Below are 17250 nucleotides of genomic sequence, written 5' to 3' on the forward strand. Positions count from 1 at the left end.
TCGGTCATCCGTGCAGCCCGCACTCGGTCTTGTTGCTGCCGGCCCAGCGGCCGGCCCTGGCGTCCTCGCCCTCCAGCACCCGGCGGGTGCAGGGCGCGCAGCCGACGGAGGCATAGCCGTCCGTCAGCAGCGGGTTGGTGAGCACCCCGTGCCCGTCCACGTACGCGTCCACATCGGCCTGCGTCCAGCGGGCGATCGGGGAGACCTTCACCTTGCGCCGCTTGGGGTCCCAGCCGACGACCGGGGTGTTCGCCCGGGTGGGCGACTCGTCCCGGCGCAGGCCCGTCGCCCAGGCGTCGTAGCCGGCCAGGCCCTCCTCGAGCGGCTTGACCTTGCGCAGCGCACAGCACAGGTCCGGGTCGCGGTCGTGCAGCTTCGGGCCGTGCTCGGCGTCCTGCTCGGCGACCGTCCGGCGCGGCGTCAGGGTGATGACGTTGACGTCCATCACCTCGGCCACCGCGTCCCGGGTCCCCAGGGTCTCGGGGAAGTGGTAGCCGGTGTCCAGGAAGACCACGTCCACGCCCGGGAAGGCCCGCGAGGCCAGGTGCGCGACGACCGCGTCCTCCATGGAGGAGGTGACGCAGAAGCGCGGACCGAAGGTCTCGGCGGCCCATTCGAGGATCTGCAGGGCGGGCGCGTCCTCCAGGTCCCGGCCCGCCTGCTCGGCGAGCTGCTGAAGGTCGGTTGCGGTGGTCACGGGGTACCTCCGTCGGAAGCGGAAGGGGGCCGGCCGGTGCTGCCCGGCGTCAGCAGGCCCAGGAACTTCAGCCGGAACGCGCGGCTGCAGGACCGGCATTCCCAGGCTCCGTGGCCCTCCTCGGAGGGCCGCAGGTCCTCGTCCCCGCAGTAAGGGCAGTAGAACGGCGCCGCACGCTCACTCACTTCAGCGCACCCTCTTCCGCACGGGCCGCCCAGGTGGCGAACCGCTCGTCCTCCCCGCGCTGCGCCTCGAAGTTGCGCAGCACCCGCTCGACGTAGTCGGGGAGTTCATCGGCGGTGACCTTCAGCCCGCGGACCTTGCGGCCGAAGCCGGCCTCCAGACCCAGGGCGCCGCCCAGGTGCACCTGGTAGCCCTCGACCTGGTTGCCGTCGTCGTCCAGGACCAGCTGGCCCTTGAGACCGATGTCCGCGACCTGGATACGGGCGCAGGCGTTCGGGCAGCCGTTGAGGTTGATGGTGATCGGTTCCTGGAAGTCCGGCATCCGCTGCTCCAGTTCGTCGATCAGCGAGGCGCCACGGCCCTTGGTCTCGACGATGGCCAGCTTGCAGAACTCGATGCCGGTGCAGGCCATGGTGCCGCGCCGGAACGGTGAGGGGTGGACCTGGAAGTCCAGCGCCTCCAGCCCGGCGACCAGCCCGTCGACCTGGTCCTGTGCCACGTCGAGGATGATCATCTTCTGCTCGACGGTGGTGCGCAGTCGGTCGGAGCCGTACGCGGCGGCCAGTTCGGCGATCTTGGTGAGGGTGGTGCCGTCGACCCGGCCCACCCGCGGGGCGAACCCCACGTAGAAGCGGCCGTCCTGCTGCCGGTGCACCCCGATGTGGTCGCGCCACTTCGAGACCGGCTCCTCGGGCGCGGGTCCGTCGGCCAGCTTGCGCTGCAGGTACTCGTCCTCCAGCACCTGGCGGAACTTCTCCGGGCCCCAGTCGGCCATCAGGAACTTCAGCCGGGCGCGGGTGCGCAGCCGGCGGTAGCCGTAGTCCCGGAAGATCCCGACCACGCCGGACCAGACGTCCGCGACCTCGTCGAGCGGCACCCAGGTGCCCAGGCGCTGGGCGAGCTTGGGGTTGGTGGACAGGCCGCCGCCGACCCAGAGGTCGAACCCGGGGCCGTGCTCGGGGTGGACGACACCGACGAAGGCCACGTCATTGATCTCGTGGACCACGTCCTGGACGGGTGAACCGGAGATCGCGGTCTTGAACTTCCGCGGCAGGTTGGAGAACTCCTTGCTGCCGATGTAGCGCTCGTGGATCTCGTCCACCGCCGGGGTGCCGTCGATGATCTCGTCCGCCGCGATACCGGCCACCGGAGACCCGATGATCACGCGCGGGCAGTCGCCGCAGGCCTCCGTCGTGGACAGGCCCACCGCCTCCAGCTTCTCCCAGATGGCGGGGACGTCCTCGATGCGGATCCAGTGCAGCTGGATGTTCTGCCGGTCGGTGATGTCCGCGGTGCCGCGGGCGTACTGCTCGGAGACCTCGCCGATGGCGCGCAGCTGGGCCACGCTCAGCCGCCCGCCGTCGATGCGCACCCGCAGCATGAAGTACTTGTCGTCCAGCTCCTCCGGCTCCAGGACCGCCGTCTTGCCGCCGTCGATCCCGGGCTTGCGCTGGGTGTAGAGGCCCCACCAACGCATCCGCCCGCGCAGGTCGTTGGGGTCGATGGAGTCGAAACCCGACTTGGCGTAGATCGTCTCAATGCGTGTCCGCACATTGAGACCGTCGTCATCCTTCTTGAACTGCTCATTGCCGTTGAGCGGCGTGTGGTGGCCCACGGCCCACTGGCCCTCGCCGCGGTGGCGTCCGGCCTTGCGGCGGGTCGTGGCAGCTTCGGGGCGTTCAGGGGAGGCGGCCATGGGTGTACGTCCTTCTGGGCGGGCTCAAGGAATGCGGACAGGGCGCCGAGCACCCGCGCTGACCTGCGCAGGCATGCCGGAATACGGCGCGTGGCACACGCGTCGGAAGGTCTGCGGGTCAAAGGGTGTCAGCGCGTCCGCGACGATGGGGACGGCGTGAAATGCGGTGGTGCTGGGTGCTGCCAGGGGCCGAAGGCCCCCGGTGAATGGCGCCTCAGCCCGCCCGACAAATGGCGCTGGACATGCGGCCGAGGTCGACGTGCCGCCGACTCACCAAGGCAATTCCAGCTCGAGACATGACGGAAGCGTGTCACGCCGCTCTCCGGCCAGTCCACCGTCATCCAGAATCCGGACACCCGGGTCTCGCATCGCGAGACGGTGTGGCGCCGGTCACTTCCCGGCGGGGGTGGTGGTGGAGGAGGAGGTCTCCGGCCCTGTGGCCGCCGTCGGCTCCGTCGGCTCCGTCGGTCCCGTGGGGCCCGCCCCGGGCCAGGGGCCGGGCGCCGGCGCGTCGGGCTCCTCGGTCACCGTGGTGTCGTACACCCGGAAGCCGCGCCGCTCGTAATTGGCCCGCGCGTGCGGACCGTCCAGGCTGCACGTGTGCAGCCACACCCGCTTGGTCGGTGCCAGCTCCGGCCACCGTTCGGCCAGGTCCCAGGCCCGCTCGGTGCCGTGGGCGAGCAGGTGTCCGCCGATCCGGCGCCCCCGGAAGGCCGGGGTGAGGCCGAAGTAAACGATCTCCACGGAGCCGTCCGCCTCCGCCACCAGCTCGATGAACCCGGCGGGGGTGCCCCGCTCGTACGCCACCCAGGTCTCCACCCCGGGGCGCCCGAGGTGCGCCGCCCACTGGGCGTACGACCATCCCAGCCGGTCGGTCCAGGACACGTCCGCGCCGACCGCCGTATAGAGGAAGCGGCTGAATTCGGGCGACGGCACCTGCGAGCGGGTGATCCGGACGTCCTGCTCGGCCGCCGGACCCGCGGCGGGGGACAGGTCGGCGCGCGAGGTCTGCTCGAGGTACCACGTGGTGACCGAGATGCTCATGCGGCCAGCACATCACACCGGGAGCGGGGGCCCCGGGCCGGTCCGGGGGGCGAGGGCGGGCGAGAGCGGGGAAGGGGTGCCCGGGCGAGGTCCGGGCGCAGGTCAGGGGCAGGCCGGGGCCGGACGGGCGGGGTGGACCTCATCCCGCATGGTGAGATGTCTGCTCGCAATGTGAGGTGCCGACTGTGCCGCCCGGCGAAGCGGATATGCGAATACCGGGATTCGGAGACAGCCCCGACGCATAATTAACGAAATCGATGAAACGTCAGCCGGGAGCGTGCACAGGGCTCCCGGCCGGTTTATGTGCGGCTAGCGAAAGCAAGGATGGCATGTCTCTGCAATTCACCGGGTGTTCGTTCCGCTACGGCCGGAAGGTGCCCGTCCTCAACGGACTCGATCTCTCCCTCGATCGCCGGGCAACCGTCCTCCTGGGGTCTAACGGCGCAGGTAAATCCACTCTTTTAGGCATCGCCGCCTCCTGGATCTCCCCTACCGCAGGTGCGGTGACCTGGAAGGGGATGAACCCCGGTCAGCGGCACGCGCGAGCGGCCTACCGCAAAGCCGTGGGCTGGCTTCCGCAGAACGTCAAACCCATGCCGGGGCTCACCGTCCGGGAAAACGTCGCCTACATCGGCTGGTTGAAAGGAATGTCCCGCTCCGACGCCTGGGACCGGTCACACCAGGCACTGGAGCGGGTGAAACTGGGCAGCCTGGCCGGCCGGAAGAGCCACCAGCTCTCGGGCGGCCAGTTACGGCGCATGGGCATAGCCGGAACTCTCGTCCACCACAGCGAAATCGTGCTGCTCGACGAGCCGACGGCAGGACTTGACCCCTCGCAGCGCCACATCTTCCGCGAGCTGGTCACCAGCCTGCTGGCCGACCTCCACCTCGTGGTCTCCACCCACCAGACCGAAGACCTCGACACCATGTACGACCGTGTCGTCATCCTCGACAGAGGCCGGACCCGCTTCGAGGGCGACACCGACACCTTCCTCGCCCTCGCCGCCCCCGGCACACCGGAGGGACGACGCGCCGAAAATGCCTACACCCAGCTGATCGCCCAGGAGGTGTGAGCCGTGCTGTGGCGTACTGTCGCGCGCTCCTCCTCCGCCACCTGGCTGGCTCCGTTGCTGGCCGCCTTCGTCGCCGTGCTGCTGTCGGATGACCTCACCGCGTCGGTGACCCCCGGCTACTGGCCCAGCGCCGTGGCCGCCGCCACCTTCGCGCTGCCCTTCGTGGCCCCGGCCTGTGCGGCCGCCGGTGCCTGGGAGGGCGCACGCTTCACCCGCGGCAACGTGGCCGGCTGGGCGCCGACCCGCTCGGGGCTCGCCCTCGCCCTCCCCCTGCTGCTGCCCGTCATCGTCCTGGGTGCCCTCGGCATGGCGGTGGCCGCCGCGCTGACGATCTCCGCGGCACACCCGCAGGCGGGCCTGCCGCCGGTCGGCATGGCCCTCGTGTGGCTGGCCGTGCTCACCGCCCACGCCATGGCCGGCTTCCTGCTCGGCAAGCGCCTCCCGCTGGTGGTGGCTGTTGCCCTGGCCCTGATGCTCAGCTTCGTCCTGACCGCCTACCCGGCCGCCATGGAACCCGTGTGGCTGCGGCACATGGTCACCGGCGGCATGACCTCGTGCTGCTCCCTCGGCCAAGCCCCCGACCGGCAGGCCGCGGCCAGCGCACTGGTGCTGGCCTGCGGCGTCATCGCGGCCGCCGTCTCGGCCCTGACCGTACCGGGCGTGCGCCTGCGCAGGGCGCTGACCGGCGCAGCGCTGGTGGCCGGCTTGGCCGGCAGCGGATTCCTCGCCCAGGGCCTGCCCGCCGATCCCGCGGTCCCCCGGGCCGCGGAGCAACTGCGGTGCGCCGGTGACGATCCGAGGGTGTGCCTGTGGCCGGAGCTCGCCGGCAGCGCAGGGATGGTCCGCCACCACGCCGCCGACGCACGGCGGCGTCTGCAGCACGCCGGCCTTGCCGTACCGGACACCCTCACCATGGACGAGCATCCGGGCAAGGGGGCCGCGTCCATCGGCTCCTGGCCCGAGCCCACACCGTCCGAGGTGCGCGCAGGAGTGGGCACGAGCCTGCTGCCCTCCGGCCCGCCCGCCTGTGCACAGTCCGGCAGCCCCTATCCCGGCGCCGACGCCTACGGCCCCACTGCGGCATGGCTCTCGCTGACCGCGGGTGCCGCTTCCGAAGACGTCGTCAGCCACTACGGCGCGAAAGAAACCGCCGTTGCCGCGGGCGTCCGTCGCTCGGGAGCCGACGAGCAGCTGGCGTGGTTCCGGCACAACAGCCAGGCCCTGCGGGACTGCACCACACACCCCGCGTCTGCCCCCGCACACCGGACCCGGGAGACGGCGCGATGATCTGGTGGCTCAAGGCCAGGATGTCCCCGCAGTCCTGACGGCTCTCTTCGCGGTGTACCTCGTGGCGGTCCTGGTGCGCCAGGAAGCCATCCCCGTACCCGCCGTGGTCGGGCCCTCCGGCCGGCTTCTGGTCACTCAGATCCTGGGCGTGGTGCCGGTGGTGTTGCTCCTGCACGGGCTCGACCGCGGGGACACCGTCACCGAGGAGGTGGCCTTGCGCCACAACGGTCGGCGCACTGTGGTGCTCTGCGTGGCCTTCGCCCTGCTGGCCCTCGTGACGGCAGCGGGGATCCAGCTCCTGTGGGACCGGCCCGAAGCCCTGTCCCTTGCCCGCAACTGTGCCGGCTTCCTCGGCAGCGCCCTCATCGTCCGCGCCGTGCTGGGACCAGGTATCGCCGCGATCTGTGTGGCCGCGCTGCCCCTCGCATGTGCCGCAGCCGGACGCCGGCCGGGAGGATCGGCCCGGCCCTGGGCCTGGCCGATCCACGAACCCCTCTCGTACCCGGGCGCCGCCGAAGCCGTTTTCCTCTTCGCCCTGGGCTGCGCGCTCGCCGTGTGGAAGAACCGCCCCGTGATCGATCCCTTCACCCGCGCCACCTGAGGACGCGGTCAGCGGCTAGCCGGACTCCGTCATCCGCGCGAAGACCACCACATTGCCCGCGTAGCCGGACCCCGCCTCGTAGGCGCCGCCGCAGGTCAGGACGCGCAGTTCGGGGCGTCCGGTGGGGCCGTAGACCTTCCGGGCGGGGAACTTCCGCTTGTCGAAGACCTGGATGCCGTAGACCTCGAAGACCGCGGTCCGACCGTCCTCACGGGTCACCCGGATCGTCCGGCCCTTCTCCAGGGCGCCCAGCCCGTAGAAGACGGCGGGCCCGCCGCGGCTGTCGACATGTCCGACGATGACGGCGGTGCCGTTCTCTCCCGGGGTCGGTGCGTGCGTGTACCAGCCCGCCAGCCGGGGGGCGTCGGACGGCGGTGCCGCGATCCAGCCGTCCTTGTCCAGGCCCAGCGGCATCAGCGGGGCCGACACCTCGATCGACGGAATCGCCACCCGGGCGGGGGCGGAGCGGGGCAGCGGCGGCGGCGCGGGACCGCCGGGCGGGAGGTCGCCGGGGAAGAGGGCGGTGCCGGCCCCCGGCTGCGGCGGCCCGTCGGCCTCACCGGACAGCCCCTGGCGCACCATGCCGATGCCGATGAGCCCGGCCAGCGCCAGCACGCCCCACCTGGGCCGGCGTGCGGCCGCCGGCTGCCCGGGAGCCGCTTCCGTCGGGTCCGTCGGGCTCATCGTTCACCTCCCGTGACCGTGCTTCCCCGGGCGCCCCGCCCGGGGTGCACGGTCCGCTGTCGGCACGCTAGGCGGGCGCCCGGGCCGCGGCGAGCGCAGACGGCCGAACGGGCGGTGAGCCGCCGGCCCGCTCCTTCGGCCGTGCTGCAAGCCCGTTCCACCGCCGTGCCCCCCCGGCACGCTGAGCCGCAGGGCCCGGCTCGTTCGCCCCGTCGCCGGTCCGCCCGCCCGCGTACGGACCGGCGGTGCCGGCCGCTACGGCGCCGGGAACACCGCGTCAGCCAGCCGCTCGACCTGGTCCGGGTCCGGGGACCAGCAGTAGAGCATCACTTCGTCGGCGCCGATCGCCCGGAACGCGGCCACCGCCTCGCGGATCTGTGTCCCGGTGGTGAGCAGCCCCTTCACGACATGGTCGGTGTAACTGCTCGGCCGGTAGTACGCGGTCAGTTCCTCGCGGGCCCGGTCGAGGGTCGGCTCCGGGCCGAGGGCGACATTGACCTGGGCCAGCAGCCGGGGCCGGCCCGTACGGCCGGCCCGGGACCAGGCCGTCTCGACCGCACGGAACAGGCCGTCCATCTGCGGGGCCGGGAGCGCGGCGCCGAGGAACCCGTCGCCCCAGCGGGCCACGCGTTCCACCACGGCGGGCACAAAACCGCCGAACAGCACCTCGGGCCCACCGGGCCGCGCGGGAGCGGGACCGATCGGACCGATGTCCTCGGAGAGCGGTGCACCGGACCAGACGCGGCGCAGGGTGGCCAGCTGCCGGTCGAGCCGCCGGCCGCGGGTGCGCAGGTCGACGCCGGCGGCCAGATAGTCGTCGTCGCGTCCGCCGGTACCGATGCCGAGGGTGAAGCGGGAGCCGGACAGCAGATCGAGCGTGGCGGCCTGCTTGGCGAGCAGCGTCGTACGGTGCAGCGGGGCGAGCAGCACCTCGGTCTGCAGCCGGATCCGGGAGGTGGCGCCGGCGAGGGTGGCCAGCGTGATCAGTGGCTCGGGGTTGCCGAACACCAGCCGGTCGAGGAGGGCGACCGTGCTGAAGGGGGTGGCTTCGGCGCGCCGGGCCCAGCTCAGCAGCTGTGCGGGGTCGCCGATGGGGAGGCCAAGGCCTACGGACATGGAAGGTCCTCCAGAAGGACATACGGGCAGGAGTGAGCGCGGATTGTCTGTCGTGTGCCGCCCACTCATTCGGCTCCGCGCGATCGCTGCGCGCGGGCTGCTCCCGTTCTGCGACGTCCATCTGGAGAGCTGAGGTCAGAGTGCGGCCACTGTACGCAAGGGGGGCGCACGTCCGCACCGGATTTACCGCCCCGGTACCCGCCCTGCCACCCCGTCACCTCAGACGCCCTGTCACCCCAGCCGCGCCGCCGCCACCGCGGGCGCCGAGGACTGCGGCAGCAGACGGTCGGGCCGCGGCGGCAGCCGGAGCTCCACCTCCACCCCGTCCGCGAAGCGGTACGGGCGGTGCGCCAGCACGCTCGCGAGATGGCGGCGCAGCCGGGACAGCTCGGCGCGCACCGTGACCGTACGGCTGTCGTCGCCGAAGAGGTCCCGGGCGAGTTCGGCGGCGCTGCGCCCCTGTGGATGCGCGGCGAGGACGAACAGCAGCTCGGCATGGCGCGGGGTCAGCTCGTGCGACCAGCTGCCGGCCGGTCCGCTGACGGTGACCGTCGAGCCGTCCCGGCCGCTGACGTCCAGCACCACCCGGCTCGGCCCGGTGTCCCGCTCCTGGCCCCCGACCCGGATGAGCCAGCCGCCGGGTAACGGCTCCAGGGCACACATGCCGTACCGCGGCAGCCACAGCGGCCCGGCCTCGGGCGCCTTGGGCAGCGCCACCCGGTCCGGCGGCGTCAGGCCCGCCACCCCCACGACCCAGCCGCTCGGGTCGACGGCCAGCGCCCGCCCGCCGATCCGCGCCAGCACCGGTGCGGCGCTCGACCGCAGCCGTTCCAGGGACAGGTGGTGGCGGGTGCGCAGCTCGCCCTCGGCGAGCCGGGCGACGGCGGACACCAGCGAGAGCGTCGTGGGGTGGAAGGAGGCCGCCGGACCGCTGAGGTCCACCGTGCCCAACAGGCGCCCGTCGCGCGGGTCGTGGAGCGGCGCCGCGGCACATGTCCACTGGTGGTGGCTGCGGACGAAATGCTCCGCGGAGTGCACCAGCACCGGCCGGCCGGCCACCAGCGCCGTGCCGATGGCGTTGGTGCCGACGACGTCCTCCGTCCAGTCGGCGCCCTTGTCGAAGCCCAGCCGGTCGGCCATCCGCCGGACCGGCGCACTGCCCTCGCGCCACAGCACCCGGCCCTCGGCGTCGGTGACGACCATGATCTGCTGTGCGGCGTCGGCGGCCGGTAACAGCTGCTCGCTGAGCATCGGCAGCACCCCCGCCAGTGGGGACAGCTGCCGGCGCTGCTCCAGCTCCGCGACCGGAAGGGGGATCTGGGGGCGGTCCCGGTCCGGGTCGACGCCCGATACCTGCATCCGGCGCCAGGATTCACCGATCACCGGGCGCGGTGCCGCGGACGTCCGGCCCGGCGTCATCTCGCCCGCGAGCACCGCTTCGTGGACCGTGGCGAGACGGTGTGCGGTGGCGCGGTTGTCCCGGTCCGACCGGATGGCGCCGTCGATCGCTCTGTCGCTCACGCTGTTCTCCGTAGTGCCCGGTCCCTCGGGTGGTGCCTCTCATACGCTCACCGGTCCATCCTGGAACCGCCCATTCTCCCGGTCCGCCCGCGGGCGCTGCAACGCAGTGCAACCGTTGTCGCCCGGAAGGCGTTGCGGGGAAGGTGACCGAAGCGGCCGATGGTGTCTCGCCACCGCGGGTGCGCCGGTCACCCGTCGGGGTGCCCGCCGGTGTCGCTGGAGATTCCATCGGCCGCCCTGCGCGACGTCGGCACGGTGCGGGAGACAGACCCTGGGGCCTGTCTCCCCTGGACCGGGAGCGGTGCCGTGTCGGCGCGGCACCGCTCCCGACCGGCGCGGCGGCGGTAACCCCCTGCCCCCGTTGCCTCATGAGGCGATGCCCGGAGGTAACGGGGAGCCGCCGCCGCGCCGGGCCGTGCCACGTCGGGCCGCTCCCGCACCACGTCGGTGCCGCATCGACCGCTCCAGCACAAGGCCGGTGCCGCATCGGCCGCCCCCGCACAAGGCCGGTGCCGCGCTCAGCCGTCGGCCACCGGCCGGGCCCGCGCCACCACGGCCGCGAGATCCAGCGTGTGCGGCAGCGTGCCGAAGGCCGTGCCCGCGTCACCGCCGAGCCGGCCGGCGCAGAACGCGTCCGCGACCTCGGGCGGCGCATGGCGCACCAGCAGAGCCCCCTGGAGAACCAGCGCCATCCGCTCCGCCAGCCGCCGGGCGCGGGCCTCGATGCCCTCCAGGTCGGCGAGTTCGGTGAGCATCCCCGTGATCGCACGGTCCAGCCGGTGGTCCGCGCCCCGTGCCGCCCCGACCTCGGTCAGGAACGCGTTCAGCGCCTCGGGTTCGCGCCGCAGGGCCCGCAGGACGTCCAGCGCCTGGACATTGCCGGCGCCCTCCCAGATCGAGTTGAGCGGCGCCTCACGCAGCAGCCGCGGCAGCCCCGACTCCTCCACGTAGCCGTTGCCGCCCAGGCACTCCAGCGCCTCGGTCACCATCGGTGTGCAGCGCTTGGTCACCCAGTACTTCGCCACCGGCACCGCCAGCCGCAGAAAGTGCCGTTCCTGCTCGGTGCCGCCGTCGTACGCCGCCGCCAGCCGCAGCGCCAGCGTCGTCGCCGCCTCCGACTCCAGTGCCAGATCGGCCAGCACATTGCGCATCAGCGGCTTGTCGGCCAGCCGGTCCCCGAAGGCCTCCCGGTACGTGGCGTGGTGCACCGCCTGCGCCACCGCCTGCCGCATCACCGCCGCCGACGCACTGACACAGTCCAGCCGGGTCGCCGCGACCATCTCGATGAGGGTCGCCACCCCGCGTCCCTCCTCGCCGACCCGGCGCGCCCAGCTCTCCCCGTCGAATTCGACCTCCGCCGACGCGTTCGAGCGGTTGCCGAGCTTGTCCTTGAGCCGCTGGATGCGGAAGGAGTTACGGCTGCCGTCCGGCAGCACCCGCGGCAGCAGAAAGCAGGTGAGCCCTCCCGGCGCGCGGGCCAGCACCAGGAAGGCGTCCGACATCGGCGCCGAACAGAACCACTTGTGACCGGTCAGAACGTACTCGCCGGAGGCGGCCAGCGGCTCGGCGCGGGTGGTGAGGGCCCGCAGGTCGCTGCCGCCCTGCTTCTCGGTCATGGCCATCCCGGCCAGCGCGCCGCCCTTCTCGGCGACCGGGCGCAGCTCGTGGTCGTACACCCGCGAGGTCAGCAGCGGTTCCCACTCGGCCGCCAGCTCGGGTTCGGCGCGCAGCGTGGGCACCGCAGCATGGGTCATCGACACCGGGCAGCCGTGCCCCGCCTCGGCCTGCGTCCACACGAGGAAGCCGGCGGTGCGGCGGACATGGCCGTCGGGGCGGGACCAGGCGCCGGTCAGGCCGGCCGTGACCGCATGGCCGAGCAGCCGGTGCCATGCCGGGTGGAACTCCACCTCGTCGATCCGGTGGCCGTAGCGGTCATGGGTGCGCAGGACGGGCGGGTGCGTGTTGGCCTGTTCGCCCCAGCGCCGGGCGTGCGCGGAGCCGGCCGCCTGCCCCAGCGTGCTCAGTTCTTCGCGTACCTCATCGAGCCGGGCGTCGGCGACATACCGGGTGATGCCCTCGGTCAGGGCCGCGTCGCCGGCGAAGACGTCATATCCGACCAGCGGCGGAGGCTGGTTCGTGACTGTGTGAGTGGTGGCTGCCATGCCGGATACGGTAAGGAGGTGCAGCCGGCAAACGAACCAACCGAGCGGCCCGCGGGCCGTCTGACCAAGGCCCGTGCCCTCTACCGCAACGTTTCCAAACGCCGGCTGGCCTGGCTCCTGCTCAAGGACACCGTCAACTCCTGCATGAAGTACCGCGTCACCGGCCTGGCCGCCGAGGCCGCCTTCTGGAGCCTGCTGTCGCTGCCGCCGCTGATCCTGGGCCTCCTGGGCGTGCTCGGCTACACGAACGCCTGGATCGGGCACGACACGCTCGACAGCGTCCGCCGGCACATCCTCGGCGCGGCCGGCACCGTCCTGTCCGCGAAGGGCGTGAACGAGATCGCCCGGCCGCTGCTCAACGATGTCTTCACCGGCCGCCGCCCGGACGTCATCTCCCTCGGGTTCGCCATCGCCCTGTGGTCCGGGTCCCGGGCGATGAACGTCTTCGTCGACACCATCACCATCATGTACGGGCTCGACGGCCGGCGCGGCATCATCAAGACCCGGCTGCTGGCGTTCGCGCTGTACCTCGCCGCGCTGGTCGTCGGCGCGGTCGCGCTGCCGCTGATGGTCGCCGGACCCGACACCGTCGTGAGCTGGCTGCCGGCCGGCGAGCACATCATCCGGGCGCTGTACTGGCCGGTCGTCCTGCTCCTGTCGGTCGCCTTCCTGACCACGCTCTACCACGCGTCCGTACCGGTCCGTTCGCCCTGGCCGGAGGACATTCCCGGTGCGGTGGTCGCGCTCGGCATGTGGGTGCTCGGCAGCTTCCTGCTGCGGCTCTACCTCACCTCGACGGTCGAGGGGCCCACCATCTACGGCTCACTGGCCGCTCCGGTCGCCGTACTGCTGTGGATCGGGGTGTCCGCCTTCGCGGTGCTGGTCGGGGCCGCGATGAACGCCTCCCTCGACCGGGTGTGGCCGTCGGTCGCCACGGCCGCGGCCCGCGAGGAGGTCGCCCGGCGGGCGGCCGCCAAGGCGCAGGCGGCGGGTGCGGGTGCGGGAGCGGGGGCGCAGGAGGCGGGCGCCGGTGACGGGCAGGGGGCGTCGGCGGACGGGGGACCCGGTGGCGACGGCGACGGCGGCGAGGGCGGTGACCACGGTGAGCGCGGTGGCGACGGCGACAGCGGTGAGGACGGTGCCCCCCGGCGCGACTGACCTGCCGGTTCAGCGGGCCCCGCGGTAGCGGACCAGCAGCATCGCCGCGTCGTCGTGCAGCGGCCCCTCGGCATGCCCGACCAGATCCTCGCGCACGGCGCGCAGCGCGGTCTCCGGGTCGGGGTCCTTGAGCAGCGCGGCGCGCTCGTCGAGGGGGTAGAAGCGGCCCACCGCGTCGCGGGCCTCGGTGACGCCGTCGGTGTAGAAGAGCAGTTGGTCGCCGGGGGTGAACGGCACCTCGTAGGGGAGGGGTGCCACCGAGCCGTGCAGGCTCAGGCCGAGCGGGAGGGCGCGGTCGGGCGGCGCGGCGAAGGCCACCGAACCGGTGGGGCGGACGACCAGCGGCGCCGGGTGACCGAAGTTCAGCAGGGTGGCCCGCGGACCGTCACCGATCTCGGCGAGCACCGCCGTGACGAACCGTTCGCCGGACAGATGGCGGTTCAGCGCCCGCTCGACCCGCTCGCCGACGGCCGGCAGATCCGGTTCGTCGTGGGCCGCCTCCCGGAAGGCGCCCAGCACCACCGCCGCGCTCTCCACGGCCTCCAGTCCCTTGCCCTGTACATCGCCGACGATGATCCGCACCCCGGCGGGCGAGGTCACCACCTCGTACAGATCGCCGCCTATCCGGGCCTCGGCCACCGCCGAGGTGTACGAGACCGCGATCCGCAGCGGGCCCGCGCCGCGCGGCACCGGGCGCAGCAGCACCCGCTGGGCGACCTCGGCGATGGACCGGACGCTGGCCAGCTCCGCCTCGCGCCGCTGCCGCATCACCGCGGCGACCACCCCGGCCGCGGTCACCCCGGCCACCGAGAGCAGCGCGGTCAGCCCGCGCCGGCTCTCGAACAGACCGTTGTAGACGCCCAGGCCGACGCAGAGCACGAACGCCGTCAGCCCGACCACGGCGGTCCGCCGCCAGCCGCCGACCAGCCCGGCGAACGCCGGGCCCAGCGATACCAGCGGCAGAAACCCGACCTCCGGGCCCGCGGTGAGGTCGACCGTGGTGACCACGGCCATGACCACATACGGAAGCGCGGGCAGCACCCGGGCGTCGGTGCGCTGCTCCCCGTTGTCCACGGCCAAGGTGTTCTCCGACGGTGTGAGGTGACGTGAGGTCAGGCGAGGTGGGATGAGCGGGCAGGAGCGGACGAGGTCAGGCGAGGGGCCGTCGGCCGTCGGAGTGTCCGAAAACAGCCCCTCAGCCCCCGACCTGAGCATAGGCAACATATGCCGTACCGAAATACCTCGAATGCGCCCTGTTACCGAATTGCAGTGGCCCGGAGGGAGGTGAGGCGGCCGGCCGGGGGCGCGGGCCGGGACCGCGGAGGGGGCGGCGGATCGGGGCGGCGGATCTTACGGACCCGTGACACGGCGGCTCATGCACGGGCCGGAACGTCCCGGCCCGCTTAGCGTGACCGGCATGCGTGTACTGGTCACCGGCGGCGCCGGATTCATCGGATCGCAGGTAGTCGAAGCGCTCGTGGCGCGCGGGCACGAGCCTGTCGTGTTCGATGCGCTGCTGCCCTCGGCCCACCCCGGGCCCCCGCCGCCACGCCCCGGAGCGCGGTCCGTCGTCGCCGACGTACGGGACCGGGCGGCGGTCGACGAGGCCTTGCGGGGCGTGCGGGCGGTCTGCCACCAGGCGGCGATGGTAGGGCTGGGCAAGGACTTCGCGGACGCGCCGGACTACGTCGGCTGCAACGACCTGGGCACCGCGGTCCTGCTGGCCGCGATGGCCGGGGCCGGGGTGCGCGAGCTGGTGCTCGCCGGGTCGATGGTGGTCTACGGGGAGGGCCGCTACACCTGCCCCGTCCACGGGGTGGTGCGGCCCGGCCCACGGGCGGTGGCCGAGCTGGACGCCGGGCAGTTCGAGCCACGCTGCCCGCAGTGCGGCGCCGCGCTGCGGCCGGGGCTGGTCGGCGAGGACGCGCCCACCGATCCGCGCAACGTCTACGCGGCCACCAAGCTCGCCCAGGAACATCTGGCCGCCTCCTGGGCCCGCGCCACCGGCGGCCGGGCCGTCGCGCTGCGCTACCACAACGTCTACGGGCCCGGGATGCCGCGGGACACCCCGTACGCGGGGGTGGCCTCCTTCTTCCGCTCGGCGCTGGCCCGCGGCGCGGCGCCGACCGTCTACGAAGACGGCGGCCAGCGGCGGGACTTCGTCCATGTGCGGGACGTCGCCACGGCCAACGCGGTCGCCCTGGAGGCTCTGCCGGACCGGGCGGCGGGCACCCTGACCGCGTACAACACGGGCAGCGGAGTGCCGCACACCGTCGGCGAGATGGCGCGGACCCTGGCCCACGCCTGCGGCGGACCGGCGCCCGTGGTGACGGGGGAGTACCGGCTCGGCGACGTACGGCACATCACCGCCTCGTCGCAGCGGATCGCCGACGACCTCGGCTGGCGGGCGGCGACCGGATTCACCGAGGGGATGCGGGAGTTCGCCCGGGAGGGGATGAGGGCGGCGCCGACGGGGTGACCCACGACGCCGCCCCGCCACCTCCGCGGCCCTCGCCGCCCCGGGCCCCGCCGCCCCCGGCCACTCCTCCGCCCCTCCCTCCCGCCGCCCCTCCGGCACCCGTGTGCCACAGGAACCTCAACCCCCACCCCCCTCGTCCGCTTCTGATGCATAGGTGAAGGCGTGACCCACTCCCCTCCTCCCACCCCCCGAACCGCCTCGGTGGATGTCGTCCTGCCCTGCCTCGACGAGGCCGCCGCGCTGCCCTGGGTGCTGGCCCGGATCCCGGCCGGCTGGCGGGCGATCGTCGTGGACAACGGCTCCACCGACGGCTCGGCCGAGATCGCCCGCGGTCTGGGCGCCACCGTGGTGCACGAACCGCGCCGCGGGTTCGGCGCCGCCTGCCATGCCGGACTGCTGGCCGCCGACGCCGACATCGTCTGCTTCTGCGACTGCGACGCCTCCCTCGACCCCGCGCTGCTCATCCCGTTCGTCCGCGCCGTCCACGAGGGCGAGAGCGACCTGGTGCTGGGCCGCCGCCGTCCCCAGGGACGCGGCGCCTGGCCGCCGCACGCCCGGCTCGGCAACCTCGCCCTCGCCCATATGCTGCGCCGCCGTACCGGACTGCGGCTGCACGACCTCGGGCCGCTGCGCGCCGCCCGGCGCGGCGAACTGCTCGGCCTCGGCCTCACCGACCGCCGCAGCGGCTACCCCCTGCAGATGGTCGTCCGGGCCGCCGACGCGGGCTGGCGGGTCGACGAACGCGAGGTGCCCTACCGGCCGCGCACCGGCCGTTCCAAGGTCACCGGCACCTGGCGCGGCACCTGGCACGCGGTGCGCGATATGCGCACCGTCCTGCACCAGCCCCCGCCCCCGCCCCGTACCGAGGAGACCGCCCGATGACCGCACCCGCCCACCGTCCGGAGCGTCCCGGGCCGACGACACTCCTGGTCATCGCCAAGGAACCGGTGCCCGGCCGGGTCAAGACCCGCCTGACCCCGCCCTTCACCCCCGGCGAGGCCGCCGAGCTGGCCGAGGCCGCGCTGTACGACACCCTCCAGGCCGTCCGCGCCACATCCGCCCGGCGGCGGGTGGTCGTCCTCGACGGCTGTCCGGGTCACTGGCTGCCGGACGGCTTCGAGGTCCGGCAGCAGGAGCCCGGAGGCCTCGACGAACGCCTGGCCGCGGCCTTCGCCGGCAGCACGGGCCCGACCCTGCTCATCGGCATGGACACCCCGCAGGTCACCCCGCAACTCCTCGCCCCCGCAACGGACTTCGACGCCTGGGACGACTGCGACGCCTGGTTCGGCGCGGCCGAGGACGGCGGATTCTGGGCGCTCGGCCTGGCCGCCCCCGACCCCCGGCTGCTGCGCGGCGTCCCCATGTCCACCGGCCGCACCGGCGCCGCCCAGCGCGCGCGGCTGACCGCCGCCGGGCTCCGGGTGCGGGACCTGCCGCCCTTGCGGGACGTCGACACCGCCGACGACGCGGAGCGGGTCGCGGCCGCGGCCCCCGGTGGACGGTTCGCCGCCACCCTCGCCCGCTTGACCCCGGTCACCGGCCGATGAGC

General features: G+C 73.4%; 17 protein-coding genes. 7 read left to right on the forward strand and 10 right to left on the reverse strand.

The genetic code is table 11. From position 1 onward, the window contains the following. Window positions 1-4: 4 nt before the first annotated feature. The 5 genes from CFW40_RS27855 to CFW40_RS27870 all read right to left on the reverse strand — a co-directional run bounded on the left by CFW40_RS27855 (window position 5) and on the right by CFW40_RS27870 (window position 3620). Complete coding sequence (locus CFW40_RS27855; RefSeq protein WP_088800599.1) at window positions 5-697, reverse strand: phosphoadenylyl-sulfate reductase; 693 nt, start codon at window positions 695-697, stop codon at window positions 5-7. After that, window positions 694-882, reverse strand: a complete 189-nt coding sequence (locus tag CFW40_RS27860) for a hypothetical protein (RefSeq protein ID WP_088800600.1) — start codon at window positions 880-882, stop codon at window positions 694-696. The genes CFW40_RS27855 and CFW40_RS27860 overlap by 4 nt, the downstream gene beginning before the upstream one ends. Further along, window positions 879-2576 (reverse strand): nitrite/sulfite reductase, encoded by a 1698-nt coding sequence (locus CFW40_RS27865; protein ID WP_088800601.1) that lies wholly within the window; start codon window positions 2574-2576, stop codon window positions 879-881. Before CFW40_RS27865 ends, CFW40_RS27860 begins: the two co-directional genes overlap by 4 nt. Before the next feature lie 214 nt (window positions 2577-2790). After that, window positions 2791-2874: a putative leader peptide gene (locus CFW40_RS39000; protein WP_350257049.1), complete on the reverse strand. Its 84-nt coding sequence runs from the start codon at window positions 2872-2874 to the stop codon at window positions 2791-2793. Window positions 2875-2966: 92 nt separating this feature from the next. Further along, window positions 2967-3620 (reverse strand): GNAT family N-acetyltransferase, encoded by a 654-nt coding sequence (locus CFW40_RS27870; protein ID WP_088800602.1) that lies wholly within the window; start codon window positions 3618-3620, stop codon window positions 2967-2969. A gap of 329 nt (window positions 3621-3949) precedes the next feature. Here CFW40_RS27870 and CFW40_RS27875 point away from each other — a divergent pair, with 329 nt between their 5' ends. From CFW40_RS27875 to CFW40_RS27885, 3 genes are read left to right on the forward strand one after another with little or no spacing between them, the layout of a single operon-like run. Further along, window positions 3950-4693 carry an ABC transporter ATP-binding protein gene (locus CFW40_RS27875; RefSeq protein WP_088800603.1) on the forward strand — a complete coding sequence of 248 codons (744 nt, stop codon included), beginning with the start codon at window positions 3950-3952 and terminating at the stop codon, window positions 4691-4693. A gap of 3 nt (window positions 4694-4696) precedes the next feature. Then, window positions 4697-5980, forward strand: a complete 1284-nt coding sequence (locus CFW40_RS27880; protein ID WP_088800604.1) for a hypothetical protein — start codon at window positions 4697-4699, stop codon at window positions 5978-5980. 4 nt (window positions 5981-5984) lie between these two features. Then, window positions 5985-6581 (forward strand): hypothetical protein, encoded by a 597-nt coding sequence (locus CFW40_RS27885; protein ID WP_143034536.1) that lies wholly within the window; start codon window positions 5985-5987, stop codon window positions 6579-6581. Window positions 6582-6596: 15 nt separating this feature from the next. Here the strand turns inward: CFW40_RS27885 and CFW40_RS27890 are convergent, their stop codons facing one another. The 4 genes from CFW40_RS27890 to CFW40_RS27905 all read right to left on the reverse strand — a co-directional run bounded on the left by CFW40_RS27890 (window position 6597) and on the right by CFW40_RS27905 (window position 12064). Then, a complete protein-coding gene (locus CFW40_RS27890) occupies window positions 6597-7265 on the reverse strand; it encodes a class F sortase (RefSeq protein ID WP_088800606.1) in 669 nt (222 codons plus the stop codon). 255 nt (window positions 7266-7520) lie between these two features. After that, the gene (locus tag CFW40_RS27895; RefSeq protein ID WP_088800607.1) at window positions 7521-8381 is read right to left on the reverse strand and encodes an LLM class flavin-dependent oxidoreductase; all 861 of its coding nucleotides are present in this window, start codon (window positions 8379-8381) and stop codon (window positions 7521-7523) included. 231 nt (window positions 8382-8612) lie between these two features. Continuing rightward, window positions 8613-9902, reverse strand: a complete 1290-nt coding sequence (locus CFW40_RS27900; RefSeq protein WP_176956367.1) for a GAF domain-containing protein — start codon at window positions 9900-9902, stop codon at window positions 8613-8615. Window positions 9903-10420: 518 nt separating this feature from the next. Beyond that, window positions 10421-12064 carry an acyl-CoA dehydrogenase family protein gene (locus tag CFW40_RS27905; RefSeq protein ID WP_088800608.1) on the reverse strand — a complete coding sequence of 548 codons (1644 nt, stop codon included), beginning with the start codon at window positions 12062-12064 and terminating at the stop codon, window positions 10421-10423. Window positions 12065-12082: 18 nt separating this feature from the next. On the opposite strand from CFW40_RS27905, the gene CFW40_RS27910 reads away from it, so the two are divergent. Then, window positions 12083-13222, forward strand: coding sequence for a YihY/virulence factor BrkB family protein (locus tag CFW40_RS27910; protein WP_088800609.1), 1140 nt, complete (start codon window positions 12083-12085; stop codon window positions 13220-13222). Window positions 13223-13231: 9 nt separating this feature from the next. Here CFW40_RS27910 and CFW40_RS27915 read toward each other — a convergent pair whose 3' ends face one another. Next, entirely contained in the window at window positions 13232-14302 is a 1071-nt protein-coding gene (locus CFW40_RS27915) for a PP2C family protein-serine/threonine phosphatase (protein WP_176956366.1), read from the reverse strand. Window positions 14303-14639: 337 nt separating this feature from the next. On the opposite strand from CFW40_RS27915, the gene CFW40_RS27920 reads away from it, so the two are divergent. From CFW40_RS27920 to CFW40_RS27930, 3 genes are all read left to right on the forward strand, one after another. After that, a complete protein-coding gene (locus tag CFW40_RS27920) occupies window positions 14640-15701 on the forward strand; it encodes an NAD-dependent epimerase/dehydratase family protein (RefSeq protein WP_088802407.1) in 1062 nt (353 codons plus the stop codon). A 162-nt stretch (window positions 15702-15863) separates the two neighbouring features. Then, window positions 15864-16583, forward strand: a complete 720-nt coding sequence (locus tag CFW40_RS27925; RefSeq protein WP_305532184.1) for a glycosyltransferase family 2 protein — start codon at window positions 15864-15866, stop codon at window positions 16581-16583. Next, a complete protein-coding gene (locus CFW40_RS27930) occupies window positions 16580-17248 on the forward strand; it encodes a DUF2064 domain-containing protein (protein ID WP_088800611.1) in 669 nt (222 codons plus the stop codon). Before CFW40_RS27925 ends, CFW40_RS27930 begins: the two co-directional genes overlap by 4 nt. The last annotated feature ends 2 nt before the right edge of the window (window positions 17249-17250 follow it).

Source organism: Streptomyces sp. 2114.4, from assembly GCF_900187385.1.
GTDB classification, from domain to species: Bacteria; Actinomycetota; Actinomycetes; order Streptomycetales; family Streptomycetaceae; genus Streptomyces; species Streptomyces mooreae.

Bases quoted from the DNA above. Each gene is read 5' to 3' on its own strand.
- CFW40_RS27865 (WP_088800601.1), bottom strand. From the start codon at position 2,576: ATGGCCGCCTCCCCTGAACGCCCCGAAGCTGCCACGACCCGCCGCAAG.
- CFW40_RS39000 (WP_350257049.1), bottom strand. From the start codon at position 2,874: ATGTCTCGAGCTGGAATTGCCTTGGTGAGTCGGCGGCACGTCGACCTC.
- CFW40_RS27870 (WP_088800602.1), bottom strand. From the start codon at position 3,620: ATGAGCATCTCGGTCACCACGTGGTACCTCGAGCAGACCTCGCGCGCC.
- CFW40_RS27875 (WP_088800603.1), top strand. From the start codon at position 3,950: ATGTCTCTGCAATTCACCGGGTGTTCGTTCCGCTACGGCCGGAAGGTG.
- CFW40_RS27890 (WP_088800606.1), bottom strand. From the start codon at position 7,265: ATGAGCCCGACGGACCCGACGGAAGCGGCTCCCGGGCAGCCGGCGGCC.
- CFW40_RS27895 (WP_088800607.1), bottom strand. From the start codon at position 8,381: ATGTCCGTAGGCCTTGGCCTCCCCATCGGCGACCCCGCACAGCTGCTG.
- CFW40_RS27905 (WP_088800608.1), bottom strand. From the start codon at position 12,064: ATGGCAGCCACCACTCACACAGTCACGAACCAGCCTCCGCCGCTGGTC.
- CFW40_RS27920 (WP_088802407.1), top strand. From the start codon at position 14,640: ATGCGTGTACTGGTCACCGGCGGCGCCGGATTCATCGGATCGCAGGTA.
- CFW40_RS27930 (WP_088800611.1), top strand. From the start codon at position 16,580: ATGACCGCACCCGCCCACCGTCCGGAGCGTCCCGGGCCGACGACACTC.